The following is a 16223-nucleotide window of genomic DNA, read 5'->3' on the forward strand; positions in this document are numbered from 1 at the left end:
AGATCATGTGTGGAAGGAGCTTGTTTCATTTTATTTATATATAAAGTGTAAGCAATCTGTTAAGGTGATTAGTTGTTTAATTGTTTTTTACGATAAAGGTCTAAGGCTTTGTCTCTATTTTTAAAGTCAGCTTTTGATATAGAGTCTAATGTCTCTGTACCGTATTGATCAATTAAACGAGCCGCAAATAAATCTACTCTTTGACTTGCCCCTTTTGGAATCGTTTGGTTTATTTTTTTGCCCATATGCTCCATATGTTTCACGAAAGCATAACGGGAAAGGATACTTGCGGCTGCGATGGCTAAAGATTTGGATTCACCTTTTGTTTCGAAACAAGTTTTGTCTGGATAAGGCATAGCTGTCAGTGCGTAATTTTGATAAACACCGCGTACCGCAAATTGGTCAATTACAATATAGTCTAAAGGGAAGTTTTGTGCTTCGATACGGTCTACCACGTTTTCAATGGCATGATTATGCAAAACAGCTTTCATTTTAACTTGTGACCAGCCGAGTTGTTTTTGTTCATTATATCTTTTGTTATCTAATGTTTGTAGTGAGTAGGGAAGGAATGTCACTAATTGCTTAGCTAATTCAACAATTTTATCATCTGATAATTTTTTAGAATCATCGACACCTAACGTTTTTAATACTTCGACATGTTCTTTTGACACATAAGCCGCACAAACAGTAAGCGGACCGAAATAGTCGCCGCTGCCTGCTTCATCACTGCCGATACAGTTGGATGTATTAAATGGATAATCACTGGAATTGATGATTGTTGTTTTCTTCTTCTTTGAGGGTGCTTTAGACGTTTGGACAGCATTACCTAGTAATTGTTGTGAAACTGCTTCTGCTTGAGTGCCTTGAAACATGACTTTGTCGGAATTATAAATATGAATTGTTGTACCTTGATATTTTGCGCGTGCGCGTGAGCCTTTGGGAAGATTCGTTGTGTCTGCGTTGATTTTGCTAAGTAATTGTTGAATTTGTTCTTCTGTTAATTTTAATACGACGTTCGCCATAGGGATGCTCCTTACTTGTAGTAGTATTCTTATTTTACTATAGGTGCCTGTCACAATAAAAGGTTATATATTACAGTCTGTTTACATAACATTGGCAAAAAGCGTACACTACTTACATAATAAATGGCACTCGTGTATAATGGTTCGTGATGAATAAATAGAGTGGTTTTCAACAAATCAGTGTGAAAATCAGTTACGATTAATATAAGAGATACACTCATCAGTTGTCGTGGTGAATGAGTGAAAATAAGCAAGATTGGAGTTATCAAATTGGGCGAATTTAAAAATAGAATCAATGTTACGATTAATAACAAAAATTATACAATAGTCGGCGAAGATAATCCTGAGCATATACGTTATGTTGCGCATCTAGTAGATGAAAAAATTCAAGAATTAGGTCGTAAGAGTGCGGGGTTAGATACCACACGTAAAGCAGTATTAACTGCGGTTAACATTATGCATGAAAAGGTGTTATTAGAAGAAGAAAATCGTCGTTTGACACAAGAGTTGAATCGTTTGAAGCATGATGAACAGTAGGGTCTGCCTATGCTGCTAAATTTCTTCATCTTTTTTGTCTTTATTTTGATTGCCGCTATGGGGTTTCGCAGAGGATTTTGGTGGAGTCTGCTTCATTTTATAAGTACGGTCGCTGCGTTTATCTTTGCGGCATTATGGTACGCACCGATTGCGAAGCAGTTAGAATTATATGTTCCGTTTCCTAAAACGAAAGCAGCACAAACACATTATTTTATACAATATGATGATATTCATCTGCGCTTTGAAAATATTGTCGCGTTTATTATGATATTTCTAATCAGCAAGTTTATTTTATACCTTATTTTATCTGCGTTTGATAAAATAATGGTAACACAACCCATATCTATCTTGAATCGAAGTTTCGGTGTACTGCTTAGCTTGATCAGCTCTGTGGTCATTGTCTTGCTCGTATTATACTTGTGCAGCTTATATCCGAGCTTTTCGATTCAGCAGCAATTTGCACAATCGATTATCGCAAATTTGATACTCTTTCATACCCCATATCTGTCATCATTTGTGATGGCATTATAATTCAATGAATACAAAGACTAAACAAAGAGGAGGCTGACACATTCGCCAATCTGTTACAGATATACGAATGCCATCAAGTTCCTCTTTTTAATTGGAGTGAATAAAGTGAGTCAACATATTACAAAGAAAGATGTTGTGCGTTTATTAGAGAAGATTGCCACTTACATGGAGTTAAAAGGTGAAAATACATTCAAAGTGTCTGCTTATCGTAAAGCAGCGCAAAGTTTAGAAACAGATGAACGTACGATGGATGAAATTGAAGATGTCACAAAGCTTAAAAACATCGGTAAAGGTGTTGGCGAAGTTATCAATGAATATTTAGCAGCAGGTGAATCTGAAACACTTAAAGCATTAGAAGAAGAAGTGCCTGAAGGTTTAGTGCCATTATTGAAGATTCCAGGTCTTGGCAGTAAAAAGATTCATAAACTTTATAAAGAGCTTGGCATTACGAATAAAGAAGAGCTTGCACGTGCTTGTGAAAATAAAGAAGTCAGTGCGTTAAGTGGTTTCGGTAAAAAGACTGAAGAAAATATCTTAGCGGGTGTCAAAGCGCTAAGTGCACGTAAAGAACGTTATCCTATCAACTTATTGATTAAATTGAATCAAGAAATTGAAGAATATTTAGAGACGATTGATGCGTTAGAACAATATCATGTAGCAGGCAGTTTCCGCAGAGTGAAGGAAATGAGTAAAGATTTAGACTATATAATGAGTACAAATGATCCTGAGACTGTGCAACAAGCCTTATTAAAGGTGCCGCATAAAGTCAAAGATGTGGCAGTAGGATTAACGAAAGTATCGGTAGAAGTTGAATTTGAAGATGAAACAATTGAAATCGACTTCAGAATTGTTGAACCAAGCGCATATTATCATACGCTGCAACATTTTACTGGTTCAAAAGATCATAATATCCGTATTCGTCAACTTGCGAAAGCACGCAGTGAAAAAGTCAGTGAATATGGCATTGAACAGCCAGATGGTTCTTTGCTGCAATTAGACAGTGAAGCAGCTATCTATGAACATTTCGGACATGAATGGATTGCGCCGCCAATGCGTGTAGACGGCAGTGAATTTGACCGAGACTTATCTAATATTGTGACGTTAGATGATATTAAAGGCGATGTGCACATGCATACAACCATGAGTGACGGTGCCTTTAGTTTGCGTGAAATGATTGAAGCTAATATTCAAAAAGGCTATGAATACATGGTTATTACAGATCATTCACGTAGTTTACGTGTAGCACATGGTTTAGAAATTGAGCGTTTATTACGTCAAAATGAAGAAATTAAAGCGATTAATGAGGAATATGATGAAATTGATATTTACTCTGGAACTGAAATGGATATTTTAGCAGATGGTACATTAGATTATCCAGATGAGATATTAGCCCAGCTTGATTATGTTATCGCATCGATTCATCAAAGCTTTAATCAAACGGAAGAACAAATTATGCATCGCTTAGAACAAGCATGCCGTAATCCTTATGTGCGTCATATTGCACATCCAACAGGACGTATTATCGGTCGCCGTGACGGCTATAAAGTTAATATGGATCGATTATTCGAGCTAGCGAAAGAAACAGGCACCATTTTAGAAATCAATGCGAATCCATTACGTTTAGATTTAAGTGCAGAAGCGTTACGTCATCATCAAGATATTATGGTAACCATCAATACGGATGCACACCATATCGATAACTTAGAGTTGATGAAATATGGTATCGCGACAGCGCAAAAAGCTTTTATTGATAAATCACGTGTGTTGAACACTATGAGCAGAGAAGATTTCAAATCATTTATAAAAAATAATAAAAAGCTAAAGAAATAGAGGGATGTCAGTGAGACAGAAGACATTAGATGTGCTTGATTTCGATAAAATCAAAGCACTTGTAGAAAAAGAAGCTGTCAGTGACTTAGGACGAGAAAAAGCAGCGTCAATGTCACCAGCTTCTGATTATCAAACTGTTGTTCATCAAATAGATGAAACAGATGAAATATCTCAAATTTATAATAAGCATCGTTTACCGAGTTTGAGTGGTTTATCTAAAGTGTCACCGCTTATTCATCGTGCGAAAATCGGCAGTATGTTGAACGTACGTGAATTGAACCAGATTAAGCGTTTGATTCAAGTTCAAAATCAATATAAAACATTCTACAGTCAACTCTTAGAAGAAGAGGAAGCTATCAATTATCCGATTTTAGATGAGCGTATGACTCAATTGCCGATTCTTTCGGATTTGTATCAAGAAATTAAACAAAAATGTGATGCTTATGATTTATTTGATGATGCAAGCTATGAACTGCAAAGTATCAGAAGTCGCATTCATAGTACGTCACAACGCATTAAACAAAACTTAGACCGTGTGGTTAAAAGTCAATCGAACCAAAAGAAATTATCAGATTCGATTATTACAGTCAGAAATGATAGACATGTAATTCCAGTAAAAGCGGAATATCGTCAAGATTTCAATGGTATCGTTCATGACCAATCATCTTCAGGTCAAACGTTATATATTGAACCTTCTGCTGTGGTAGAAATGAATAACAAGATTAGCCGACTCCGTAATGATGAGAAAGCAGAAGTCGAACGTATTTTGACGGAGTTGACGTTAGAAGTTGCTGGTGAAGCGGATGCTTGTTTAATTGCAGAGTCTGTAATGGGACAAATCGACTTCTTAACTGCGAAAGCACGATACGGCAGTTCTATTAAAGGGACGAAACCTGAATTTACAGAAGAACGTAAGGTGTATTTACCAAAAGCATTCCATCCATTATTAGATCCAAAAACGGTTGTTGCGAATACTATTGAATTTGTAGATGGCATTCAAACTGTGATTATTACGGGTCCGAATACTGGTGGTAAAACTGTCACATTGAAAACGTTAGGTTTAATCATCGTGATGGCACAATCAGGTTTATTAATTCCAACATTAGACGGTAGTAAACTCGGTGTCTTTGATAATGTTTATTGTGATATCGGTGATGAACAATCGATTGAACAATCATTATCAACGTTCTCTTCTCATATGAAGAATATTGTAGAGATTTTAAAACATGCAGATTACAACAGTGTGATTCTCTTTGACGAACTTGGTGCTGGTACAGACCCAAGTGAAGGGGCAGCACTCGCAATGAGTATTTTAGATAATGTACAAAAACGCGGTGCATTAGTGATGGCTACGACACACTATCCTGAATTAAAAGCCTATAGTTATAACCGAGAGGGTGTCATGAACGCCAGTGTGGAATTCGATGTGAATACGCTCAGCCCAACGTATAAATTATTAATGGGTGTGCCTGGACGTTCAAATGCCTTTGAAATTTCAAGTAAACTCGGTTTAAATGGCAAAATTATTCGTGATGCGAAAGCGATGATTGGACAAGATGAGCAAGAAATCAATAATATGATTGCTTCACTAGAGAAGAATACGAAACGCGTAGATAATCAACGTATTGAATTAGAACAATTATTACGAGAAGCACAAGATTTACACCGTCAATTGAGTCAGAAATATGATCAATATCAAAATTACGAAAAACAATTGATGGATGAAGCGAAAACGAAAGCCAATCAACGTGTTAAAGCTGCGACAAAAGAAGCAGAAGAAATTATTTCAGATTTACGTCAGTTAAGAGATGAGAAAAACGCTGATGTGAAAGAGCACGAGTTGATTGAAAAACGTAAACACTTAGATGAGCAATATGAAGCAACTGACCTTAAACAAAATGTGAAGAAGAAAAAATGGGATGAGATTAAAGTTGGCGACGAAGTCAAAGTCTTAACCTATGGTCAAAAAGGTGAAGTGCTTGAAATCTTGGATGATGAAGAAGCAGTGGTTCAAATGGGCATCATTAAAATGAAATTACCGATTGCCGACTTAGAGAAGAAACAAAAGACACAAGAACCACAAACGAAAATGGTATCACGTTCGAACCGTTCTCCAGTGAAAATGGAGTTAGACTTAAGAGGTTATCGTTATGATGAAGCGGTAACAGCTTTAGATCAGTACCTAGATCAAGCCATGCTCAGCAACTACGAGAATGTTTATATTATTCACGGGAAGGGAACAGGAGCATTGCAGAAGGCAGTGCAACAACATTTGAAACGACATAAAAATATTGCCTCTTACCGCACGGGTACACCAAGTGAAGGTGGCTTCGGTGTAACAGTTGCGACGTTGAAATAATACGATTATGAAAATAATATGAAGAAATATAAAAAAGAATGTAGTTATGAGCAAAGCCGATGCAATTACAAATCGTATCTGATATACTTTGTTCATCATTAAAATTCCTAAGGAGGAACGATATTTATGGCATTAATTAAAGTTACTGATTCAGACTTTAACGAACAAGTTCAAAATGGTGTTAAATTAGTAGATTTCTGGGCAACTTGGTGTGGACCTTGTAAAATGATCGCACCTGTATTAGAAGAATTAGCTCAAGATTTCGACGGTAAAGCTGACATCTTAAAATTAGATGTTGACGAAAATCCTAACACTGCAGCTAAATTCGAAGTAATGAGTATCCCAACTCTAATCGTTTTCAAAGATGGAGAACCTGTTGATAAAGTTGTAGGTTTCCAACCTAAAGAAAACTTAGCTGAAGTATTAAACAAACACCTATAATTTTAAAATAATGCCGAGTTTCGGCGATTATGGTTGAAACTTCACGTTAAATATCGAATCAATCATTACAATAATGCGAGACCAGAATATAGTGTTCTGGTCTTTTTCATATGGAAATTTAAAGCGTTGGTTAAGCAAGCCAGTCGCTCCTATAAGCTGGTATTTGTTATAATAGTAAATTGAATTTCATAGTAAATCTATCAAACTTTAGGAGAAGGGAGGTTAATCGTTGGAAGATTATAAAGAAAAGATTAAACAGAAACTATCAGTGGTTCCGTTTGAACCTGGCTGTTATTTAATGAAAGACCGCAATGATCAAGTCATTTATGTCGGGAAAGCTAAACGTCTGCGTAATCGATTGCGTTCTTATTTCACAGGTGCGCACGATGCGAAGACGACACGTTTAGTAGGAGAAATCCGTAATTTTGAATTTATCGTTACAGATAGTGAAACGGAATCGTTATTGTTAGAGCTGAATTTAATTAAACAATATCAACCTCGTTACAATATCTTGTTGAAAGATGATAAGAGCTATCCTTTCATTAAAATTACGAGAGAAAAATATCCACGTTTGTTGGTTACAAGAACTGTTAAAAAAGGGACAGGTAAATACTTTGGTCCTTATCCAAACGCATATTCAGCAGTAGAAACGAAAAAATTGTTAGACCGTATTTATCCATTCCGTAAATGTGATAAAATGCCGGATAAATTATGTTTGTATTATCACATCGGTCAATGCTTAGGCCCCTGTGTCTATGACGTAGATGAACAACAATATGCGCAAATGATTCAAGAAGTGACTGAGTTCTTAAATGGTGAAGATAAAACAATTCTTAAGAACTTAGAAGATCGCATGATGGCAGCGAGTGAACAATTAGACTTTGAACAAGCCAAAGAGTATCGTGATTTGATTCAACATATTCATAACTTGACGAAAAAACAAAACATCATGTCGACAGATAATAAAGCACGTGATGTATTTGGTTATAGTGTGTCGAAAGGTTGGATGTGTGTTCAAGTCTTCTTCGTCAGAAACGGGAATATGATTCAACGTGATACAACAATGATTCCACTTCAACAAACAGAAGAAGAGGAGTTCTATACGTTTATCGGTCAATTCTATCAATTGAATCAACATCTTTTACCGAAAGAAGTGCATGTGCCGAAAAATTTGGATGCTAACATGATTCAATCGGTTGTAGATACAAAAATTGTGCAACCAGTCAGAGGCCAAAAGAAAGATTTAGTTGAGATGGCGAATCATAACGCTGAAATTTCATTAGAAAATAAATTCGAATTGATTGCGAGAGACGAGTCTAGAACAATCAAAGCGATTGAAGAGCTTGGAGAACAAATGGGAATTCAAACGCCGATTCGTATTGAAGCGTTTGATAACTCTAACATTCAAGGTGTTGATGCAGTGTCTGCGATGGTTACTTTTGTTGATGGTAAACCAGATAAAAAAGGATACCGCAAATATAAAATTAAAACGGTTGATGGCCCGGATGATTATAAATCCATGCAAGAAGTGATCCGTAGACGTTATACACGTGTATTGAACGATGGTTTACCGTTACCTGATCTTATTATTGTCGATGGCGGTAAAGGACAGATGTCTGTAGCTATTGATGTACTTGAGAATGAATTGGGATTAGATATTCCTGTCGCAGGCTTACGTAAAAATGATAAGCATAGAACGTCAGAACTGTTGTATGGTGTAAACGCAGAAGTAGTTCCGCTTAAGAAGAACAGTCAAGCGTTCTATTTACTGCAACGAATTCAAGATGAAGTCCACCGTTTTGCGATTACATTCCATAGACAAACAAGACAAAAACATGGTTTGACGTCTGTGTTAGATAATATTGATGGTATCGGACCAAAACGTAAAACGAAGTTGTTAAGAACGTTTGGTTCTGTGAAGAAAATGAAAGCAGCCACGGTTGCGGAGCTTCAAGAAATTGGTTTTCCTAAAAAGATAGCTGAGAATTTACTACAAGAATTAAATAAGGAAGAACAAAAAAGTTAGAAGCGGTATATTCTGAAGTGAAAGCTGAAGGAGGTGCCGCTTTCAGCTTAATTTTAAGTCTATTTGAAGCTGAATTTAAACTAAGATTGAAAAAAATCCATTGATAATAATTCTCATGCCCAAAAGGCTGTAAAAAAATGTTACAATATCGTTAACGAGATTTTATTTTTTTAGGTGCGTTTGTAAACGCTTTCTAAATGAAAACGATTCTCACTTAATGTGTAATTGAATACAATTGCCTCGATTGTAAGGGATTGCAGCGGTCATCGGTTCAGCATATACAGCTAAGATAGGGGTCCATACATAGAGAAAAAATGGCGCTGAGCTGCCGTGCTGATTGCAGTGTTTTACAACTCCCAGCAGGGCTGTTCGTTGGCGGTTGAGTCATTTGTATTGATTTTACTTAATTTTGTGAGCATTTGGAGCATTTCAACAAACCTGAAAATGAAATCAATTAATATCATTTGTTTCACAGGGGGGACTTCCTTTTGGGTTATACTAAGAATCAATTTTATTTAAGACGCATACACTCGTTACTAGGGGTTATTCCGATCGGTGCATTCTTATTAGTGCATTTGACAGTTAACCACCAAGCGACTAAAGGAGCAGGAGCTTTCAACCAAGCAGCAGGATTTATGGAATCATTACCATTCTTGTTAGCACTTGAAATCTTCTTAATTTACTTACCAATTCTTTATCATGCGTTATACGGTATTCACATTGCATTCACGGCTAAAGAGAACGTCGGCCATTATTCATGGTTCAGAAACTGGATGTTCTTATTACAACGTATCACAGGTGTTTTAGCGTTTATCTTTATCGCAATCCACTTCTATCAAACAAAAGTGGAAATGTGGTTAGGGCATAAAGAACTAGGATTCAACATGATGCAAGACTACTTAAGCAATCCATTCTGGTTAATCTTCTACCTTGTTTTAACAGTAGCAGTAATTTTCCACTTTGCGAACGGTTTATGGTCATTCCTAGTAACATGGGGTGCCTTACAATCAGCTAAATCACAACGCGTATTTACATGGGTATCATTAGTAGTATTCGTTATTGTTTCTTACATCGGTGTAAGTGCAATCTTAGCGTTCGTATAAGAGCAATAGCATAGCGTAAATAAAGGTTATATTTTCAGGGAGTGACATTTATATGGCAGAGAAAAAAGTTATTGTTGTCGGTGGAGGACTTGCCGGTCTGATGTCAACAATTAAAATAGCAGAACAAGGTGTACATGTTGATTTATTCTCAGTAGTACCCGTAAAACGTTCGCACTCTGTGTGTGCGCAAGGGGGTATTAACGGAGCGGTTAATACAAAAGGTGAAGGCGACTCACCTTGGATCCACTTTGACGATACAGTTTATGGCGGGGACTTCTTAGCGAACCAACCACCAGTTAAAGCAATGGCGGATGCAGCACCGAAAATCATCCACTTATTAGACCGCATGGGTGTAATGTTCAACAGAACACCGGAAGGTTTACTTGACTTCCGTCGTTTCGGCGGTACGTTGCATCACAGAACGGCATATGCCGGTGCAACAACTGGTCAACAGTTATTATATGCATTAGATGAACAAGTTCGTAAGTTCGAAGTAGACGGTCTTGTGACAAAATACGAAGGTTGGGAATTCTTAGGTGTTGTGAAAGACGAAAACAACGCAGCGCGTGGTATCGTTGCACAAAACTTAACAGATGCGAAAATCGATGCATTCCGTTCTGATGCAGTAGTGATGGCAACAGGCGGTCCTGGTATTATCTTCGGTAAAACTACAAACTCAATGATCAATACAGGTTCAGCAGCATCTATCGTGTATCAACAAGGTGCAGTTTATGCGAACGGTGAATTTATCCAAATCCACCCAACAGCGATTCCTGGTGACGACAAATTGCGTTTAATGAGTGAATCAGCACGTGGTGAAGGTGGACGTATTTGGACTTATAAAGACGGTAAACCTTGGTATTTCTTAGAAGAGAAATATCCGGATTACGGTAACTTAGTACCTCGTGACATCGCAACACGTGAAATCTTCGACGTATGTGTGAACCAAAAATTAGGTATCAATGGTGAAAACATGGTATATCTAGATTTATCACACAAAGATCCGCATGAATTAGACGTTAAATTAGGCGGTATCATCGAAATTTATGAAAAATTCACAGGCGATGACCCACGTAAAGTACCAATGAAAATCTTCCCAGCAGTTCACTATTCAATGGGTGGATTATACGTAGACTATGATCAAATGACTACAATTGACGGTTTATTCGCAGCAGGTGAATGTGACTTCTCACAACACGGCGGTAACCGTTTAGGTGCAAACTCATTATTATCAGCGATTTATGGCGGTACAGTAGCTGGACCGAACGCTGTAAAATATATCGACACTGTTGAACATTCATATACTGAATTAGACGACAGTCTTTACCAAGACTTAATCGATAAAGAACAAAAACGTTTTGACGATTTATTAAACATGAGAGGGACAGAAAATGCCTTCAAACTTCACCGTGAACTTGGTGAAATCATGACGAAAAACGTAACAGTTGTTCGTGATAACAAACGTTTACTAGAAACAGATGAAAAAATTCTTGAGTTGATGAGACGTTATCAAGATATTGACATGGAAGATACACAAACTTGGAGTAACCAAGCTGTATTCTTCACACGCCAATTATGGAATATGTTAGTACTTGCTCGTGTGATTACAATCGGTGCATATAACCGTAACGAATCACGTGGTGCACACTACAAACCAGAATTCCCTGATCGTAACGACGAAGAGTGGTTAAAAACAACAAAAGCGTTTTACGAAGGTATCGATAATCCACCAAGATTCGAATACGAAGATGTGGATATCAGCTTAATTCCACCACGTAAACGTGACTACTCATCTAAATCAAAATCTAGTAAAGAAGATTCAAGTAAGGAAGAAGGGAGCAAATCATAATGGCAGAAGAAGTTAAAGATGAAGCGGTTCAACAACCAGCTCAAAATAGCTCTAAAACTGTAACTTTAATCATTAAGCGACAAGATACTGCGGACTCACAGCCATATGAAGAAAAATTTGAAATTCCTTATCGTGAGAATTTAAACGTGATTGCTTGTTTGATGGAAATCAGACGTAATCCGTATAATACAAAAGGGGAAAAAGTTGCGCCGGTAACATGGGACATGAACTGTTTAGAGGAAGTATGCGGTGCTTGTTCAATGGTTATCAATGGTCATGCACGTCAAGCATGTTCAGCGATTGTAGACCAATTAGAACAACCTATCCGTTTAGAACCAATGAGCACATTCCCAATCGTACGTGACTTACAAGTTGATCGTTCTCGTATGTTCGATAACTTAAAACGTATGAAAGCATGGGTACCGATTGACGGTACGTATGACTTAGGTCCTGGACCACGTATGCCTGAGAAAAAACGTCAAACAGCGTATGAATTATCTAAATGTATGACATGCGGTGTGTGTTTAGAAGTTTGTCCTAACGTAACAAGTAAAAACGAATTCGTAGGGGCACAAGCAATTTCACAAGTACGTTTATTCAACTTGCATCCAACAGGTTCAATGACTAAAGACGAACGCTTAGACGCTTTAATGGGCGGCGGCGGACTTCAAGAATGCGGTAACTCACAAAACTGTGTGAATGCTTGTCCTAAAGGTATTCCTTTAACAACTTCAATCGCAGCGTTGAACAGAGAAACTTCATTCTACATGTTCAAATCATTCTTTGGTTCTGACCACCAAGTACAATAATTTGATAATAAATCAAGAGGCAGGAGTGCGACTCCTTGCCTCTTTTTTAGTGGAAGAAAGGAAGTCGAAGATGAAAATCAGAACAGAACAATCAAATGATGAACAAGCTATAGAACGATTGATTCAAGCAGCTTTTGAAACCGTTGAGATGAGTGAACAGACGGAACATCTATTAGTCCAACGTTTAAGAAAAAGTACCGCTTATGTACCTGAACTCTCTTTGGTCGCTCTATCAGAACAAGAGGAGATTATCGGTCATATTATGATGTCTAAGATTACTATTGGGTCTGAAACGCCGTCATTAGCGCTTGCACCATTAAGTGTAGCGCCGAATTATCAAAGACAAGGCGTAGGAACGAAGTTGGTAGAAGCGTCATTAGAAGCTGCAAGACAACAAGGTTATCAATCAGTTGTAGTTTTAGGTGACCCAACTTATTATCAGAAGTTCGGGTTTGAACTGGCTGCGGCTTATCATATTTTTGGACCAATGAAAGAGATGGAACCTTATTTAATGATTTTGGAATTGAAGGAAAATGTGCTAATGAATATGAGTGGAGAGGTACATTATTCTGAAGCTTTTAATCTTTAAAGCGTTTTCGTCTACATTTTGTCTCGTGAAACCAAATAACCATTCATGCAATCTAATTCAGGGTTATGATAAAATATAGTCTAAGAATGCTTTAGTGTGAGGATGAAAAAGACATGAATAAACCCATCGGAGTAATTGACTCAGGAGTCGGCGGCCTCACTGTAGCCAAAGAAATAATACGTCAGCTGCCAAATGAAACGATCTATTATCTTGGTGATAGCGCCAGATGTCCATATGGACCAAGAGATGGCAAGCAAGTATGTGATTTCACGGTACAGCTTGCGAATAAATTAATGGAATATGATATTAAAATGCTGGTTATCGCATGTAATACCGCAACGGCTGTCGCATTAGATACGTTGAAAGCCTTATTACCGATTCCGGTAATCGGTGTAATTGAACCTGGCTCACGTACTGCGATTATGACGACACAAAATAATAAAGTAATGGTGTTGGGTACTGAAGGGACAATTAAATCAGAAGCTTATACAAAACATATACAAGCGATTAATCCGCATGTTGAAGTCACAGGAGTTGCATGTCCGGATTTTGTACCATTAGTGGAACAAATGCGTTATCATGATCCCGTCGCAACAAATATTGTGATTCATCAGACGTTAAAACAATATAGAAATAATGATGCTGATACGGTAATTTTAGGATGTACGCATTATCCGTTACTCTTCCAACCGATTTATGATTATTTCGGTGGTAATAAAACTGTGATATCATCTGGTTTAGAAACAGCACGTGAGGTCAGTGCGTTATTGACTTTCAGTCATGAACATGCGCATTATACCCCACATCCGAAACATCGCTTCTTTGCGACAGGGGATACAAAACATATCCAATACATCATTGGACAATGGTTAAAAATAGATAATGTTGAAGTAACACATGTGAAAGTGGATTAATATTGAGGTGAAGGACATGGAAGATTTAGTAATTGCGACAAACAACAAAGGAAAAATCAACGACTTTAAAGTCATCTTTCCTGAATACAATGTGATTGGTATCAGTGAATTAATTTCAGACTTTGATGTCGAAGAAACAGGGACAACATTTGAAGAAAATGCAAAATTAAAATCTGAGGCAGCAGCTAAAGCGTTAGGAAAACGTGTCATCGCAGACGACAGCGGCTTAACAGTGGATGCGCTAAATGGGGAACCTGGTATTTATTCAGCGCGTTATGCTGGAGAAGATAAAGATGATAATGCGAATATTGAAAAGTTATTAGAGAAATTAAAAGGTAACAGCCGCCACCGTACGGCAGAATTCGTTTGTGTCATCAGCATGAGTGCACCAGGCGAAGAAACTGTGACATTTGAAGGCACAGTCAGCGGTGTAATTACAATGGAAAAATTAGGTGAACATGGTTTCGGTTATGATCCGATATTCTATGTACCAAGAATGCATAAAACAATGGCACAATTAACGGATCAAGAAAAAGGTGAAATCAGCCATAGACGTCAAGCAATTGATAAATTAAAAGCTTATTTAAAGGGTGATCAAATTTGAGACGTTGGATTATTGTAAGTGACAACCACACAGAGTCTGGTATTTTATTTGAAGTGGTGAACCACTATGACCAAGTTGATGTTGCGTTGCATTTAGGTGATTCAGAGTTCCAATATGATGATACAGAATTAAGTTTATACCATCGCGTTAAAGGTAACTGTGATTTCTATCCAGAGTTTCCAAATGAAAATGTCATCAGTGATGAAGGTTTGCGTGCTTTCTATACACATGGACATTTATACAGAGTGAATACGACACGTCAACTTCTAGCTGAAAAAGCTAAAGAAGAAAATTGTCAGTTGGCCTTTTATGGACATACACATATTGCTCGTTATGAAGAAATAGAAGGGGTACATGTGATTAATCCAGGCAGTATTTCACAATCAAGAAGTATGATGGAAGAAACTTATGCTGAACTTTTAGTAGATGATCAAAATGTCACATTAAATTTCAGAAATAGAAATCATGACATTATTGAAACAGTTGAATTTAAAGTAAACGGTTAAAATTGAAAAATAACTAAAAATAAAGATGTTGAAGGGTGAAAATTTTCATCCTCCAGCATCTTTTTTATTAGATTTGTTTGACTGCGAAATAATTATTTTCATCATCCGCAAAGTTGAAGACTCTGCCTTGAGGCATGTCGACTAAATCACCGACTGTGATGTCTTTGTCTTGATAATCTTGATAGAGTTGTTCAATATCTTCTGTCGCAAACATTAAAGAAGGTGTTTCTGTACTAATGCCTAAATCTAATGATTGTATCTTTTGCTTGTTGTGGAGGACAATGGCTGTTTGTGCGTCACTTGATGGACGCAGTACAATGGTACGCATACCATGTTGTTCTGTATCGGATGAAACAGTGAAACCTAATTTTTCTGTCCAAAAAGCTTTGGCTGTTTCTTGGTCATTCACATATAACATGACTTCGTCTAAACGTTGAATCATTTTAACACCTCGAGTTTCTTTTTTTAACTTATCATCATATCCCCGCTTATTTGTTGTTTGAAACTACAAATAAAAGGTATGATTAGAATGCAGTACATTAAATAAAAAGGGGATTGATTATGACTCAATTATATCCATATTTAGCGTTTAACAATACTAAAGAGGCATTAAAATATTATGAAGAGGTTTTTGGCGCAACTGATATTCAACGTTTAGCTGTTGATCCATCACAAGCTGAAAACTTTGGTGTGAGTGAAGAAGAAGCGGACAATAAAACAATGCATTCTGAATTTACCATTGCGGGTGTGACATTATACGCATCAGATGCGTTCGGTAAAGATGTTCAAATCAACGAAGGTATTTCTTTATTAATTGATTATGATATTAATGATGAAGCGGATGCAAAACGTGTAGAAGCTTTATATGACAAAGTAAAAGATGATGAATCTGTACATGTAGATATGCCACTAGCAGAACAATTCTGGGGCGGTAAAATGGGTTCATTTACAGATAAATATAATGTACGTTGGATGTTGCACGGACAAGATCATTCAAAACAATAAAAGAAAATAATAGATAAAAGCTGAAATAAGCATCCATGTCTTAATAAAACCGACATGGATGCTTATTTTTGTGTGCGCTCGGCATGATTAACAACTTG

16 protein-coding genes are annotated in these 16223 nt (G+C 37.0%); 14 read left to right on the forward strand and 2 right to left on the reverse strand.

Features of this window, described 5'->3' with window-relative positions; all coding sequences use genetic code 11:
- Positions 1-68 precede the first annotated feature (68 nt).
- Positions 69-1022 (reverse strand): ribonuclease HIII, encoded by a 954-nt coding sequence (gene rnhC, locus HMPREF2937_RS02715; RefSeq protein WP_070863988.1) that lies wholly within the window; start codon positions 1020-1022, stop codon positions 69-71.
- A 270-nt stretch (positions 1023-1292) separates the two neighbouring features.
- On the opposite strand from rnhC, the gene zapA reads away from it, so the two are divergent.
- From zapA to HMPREF2937_RS02780, 13 genes are all read left to right on the forward strand, one after another.
- The gene (gene zapA, locus HMPREF2937_RS02720) at positions 1293-1559 is read left to right on the forward strand and encodes a cell division protein ZapA (RefSeq protein WP_002480563.1); all 267 of its coding nucleotides are present in this window, start codon (positions 1293-1295) and stop codon (positions 1557-1559) included.
- 9 nt (positions 1560-1568) lie between these two features.
- Positions 1569-2090, forward strand: a complete 522-nt coding sequence (locus HMPREF2937_RS02725) for a CvpA family protein (protein ID WP_002480564.1) — start codon at positions 1569-1571, stop codon at positions 2088-2090.
- A gap of 117 nt (positions 2091-2207) precedes the next feature.
- The gene (gene polX / locus HMPREF2937_RS02730; protein WP_070863992.1) at positions 2208-3920 is read left to right on the forward strand and encodes a DNA polymerase/3'-5' exonuclease PolX; all 1713 of its coding nucleotides are present in this window, start codon (positions 2208-2210) and stop codon (positions 3918-3920) included.
- 10 nt (positions 3921-3930) lie between these two features.
- Positions 3931-6279 carry an endonuclease MutS2 gene (locus HMPREF2937_RS02735; protein ID WP_070863989.1) on the forward strand — a complete coding sequence of 783 codons (2349 nt, stop codon included), beginning with the start codon at positions 3931-3933 and terminating at the stop codon, positions 6277-6279.
- 126 nt (positions 6280-6405) lie between these two features.
- On the forward strand, positions 6406-6720 hold the full coding sequence (gene trxA, locus HMPREF2937_RS02740; protein WP_002480567.1) for a thioredoxin: 315 nt from the start codon (positions 6406-6408) through the stop codon (positions 6718-6720).
- A gap of 229 nt (positions 6721-6949) precedes the next feature.
- Positions 6950-8746: an excinuclease ABC subunit UvrC gene (uvrC, locus tag HMPREF2937_RS02745; RefSeq protein WP_002480568.1), complete on the forward strand. Its 1797-nt coding sequence runs from the start codon at positions 6950-6952 to the stop codon at positions 8744-8746.
- Positions 8747-9234: 488 nt separating this feature from the next.
- Positions 9235-9849: a succinate dehydrogenase cytochrome b558 subunit gene (locus HMPREF2937_RS02750; protein WP_002480569.1), complete on the forward strand. Its 615-nt coding sequence runs from the start codon at positions 9235-9237 to the stop codon at positions 9847-9849.
- 52 nt (positions 9850-9901) lie between these two features.
- Positions 9902-11698 carry a succinate dehydrogenase flavoprotein subunit gene (sdhA, locus tag HMPREF2937_RS02755; protein WP_023015921.1) on the forward strand — a complete coding sequence of 599 codons (1797 nt, stop codon included), beginning with the start codon at positions 9902-9904 and terminating at the stop codon, positions 11696-11698.
- Entirely contained in the window at positions 11698-12507 is an 810-nt protein-coding gene (gene sdhB, locus HMPREF2937_RS02760; protein ID WP_002480571.1) for a succinate dehydrogenase iron-sulfur subunit, read from the forward strand. Before sdhA ends, sdhB begins: the two co-directional genes overlap by 1 nt.
- A gap of 70 nt (positions 12508-12577) precedes the next feature.
- Entirely contained in the window at positions 12578-13096 is a 519-nt protein-coding gene (locus HMPREF2937_RS02765; RefSeq protein ID WP_070863990.1) for a GNAT family N-acetyltransferase, read from the forward strand.
- Between the two features lie 113 nt (positions 13097-13209).
- The gene (racE, locus tag HMPREF2937_RS02770) at positions 13210-14010 is read left to right on the forward strand and encodes a glutamate racemase (RefSeq protein ID WP_002480573.1); all 801 of its coding nucleotides are present in this window, start codon (positions 13210-13212) and stop codon (positions 14008-14010) included.
- A gap of 16 nt (positions 14011-14026) precedes the next feature.
- Positions 14027-14614, forward strand: a complete 588-nt coding sequence (locus HMPREF2937_RS02775; protein ID WP_002480574.1) for an XTP/dITP diphosphatase — start codon at positions 14027-14029, stop codon at positions 14612-14614.
- The gene (locus tag HMPREF2937_RS02780; protein ID WP_070863991.1) at positions 14611-15120 is read left to right on the forward strand and encodes a YfcE family phosphodiesterase; all 510 of its coding nucleotides are present in this window, start codon (positions 14611-14613) and stop codon (positions 15118-15120) included. The genes HMPREF2937_RS02775 and HMPREF2937_RS02780 overlap by 4 nt, the downstream gene beginning before the upstream one ends.
- Positions 15121-15187: 67 nt before the next feature.
- Here HMPREF2937_RS02780 and HMPREF2937_RS02785 read toward each other — a convergent pair whose 3' ends face one another.
- Entirely contained in the window at positions 15188-15562 is a 375-nt protein-coding gene (locus HMPREF2937_RS02785) for a VOC family protein (RefSeq protein ID WP_057510376.1), read from the reverse strand.
- A gap of 119 nt (positions 15563-15681) precedes the next feature.
- On the opposite strand from HMPREF2937_RS02785, the gene HMPREF2937_RS02790 reads away from it, so the two are divergent.
- Positions 15682-16125, forward strand: a complete 444-nt coding sequence (locus HMPREF2937_RS02790) for a VOC family protein (protein WP_023015783.1) — start codon at positions 15682-15684, stop codon at positions 16123-16125.
- The last annotated feature ends 98 nt before the right edge of the window (positions 16126-16223 follow it).

Source organism: Staphylococcus sp. HMSC061G12 (genome assembly GCF_001838465.1).
GTDB classification, from domain to species: Bacteria; Bacillota; Bacilli; order Staphylococcales; family Staphylococcaceae; genus Staphylococcus; species Staphylococcus simulans.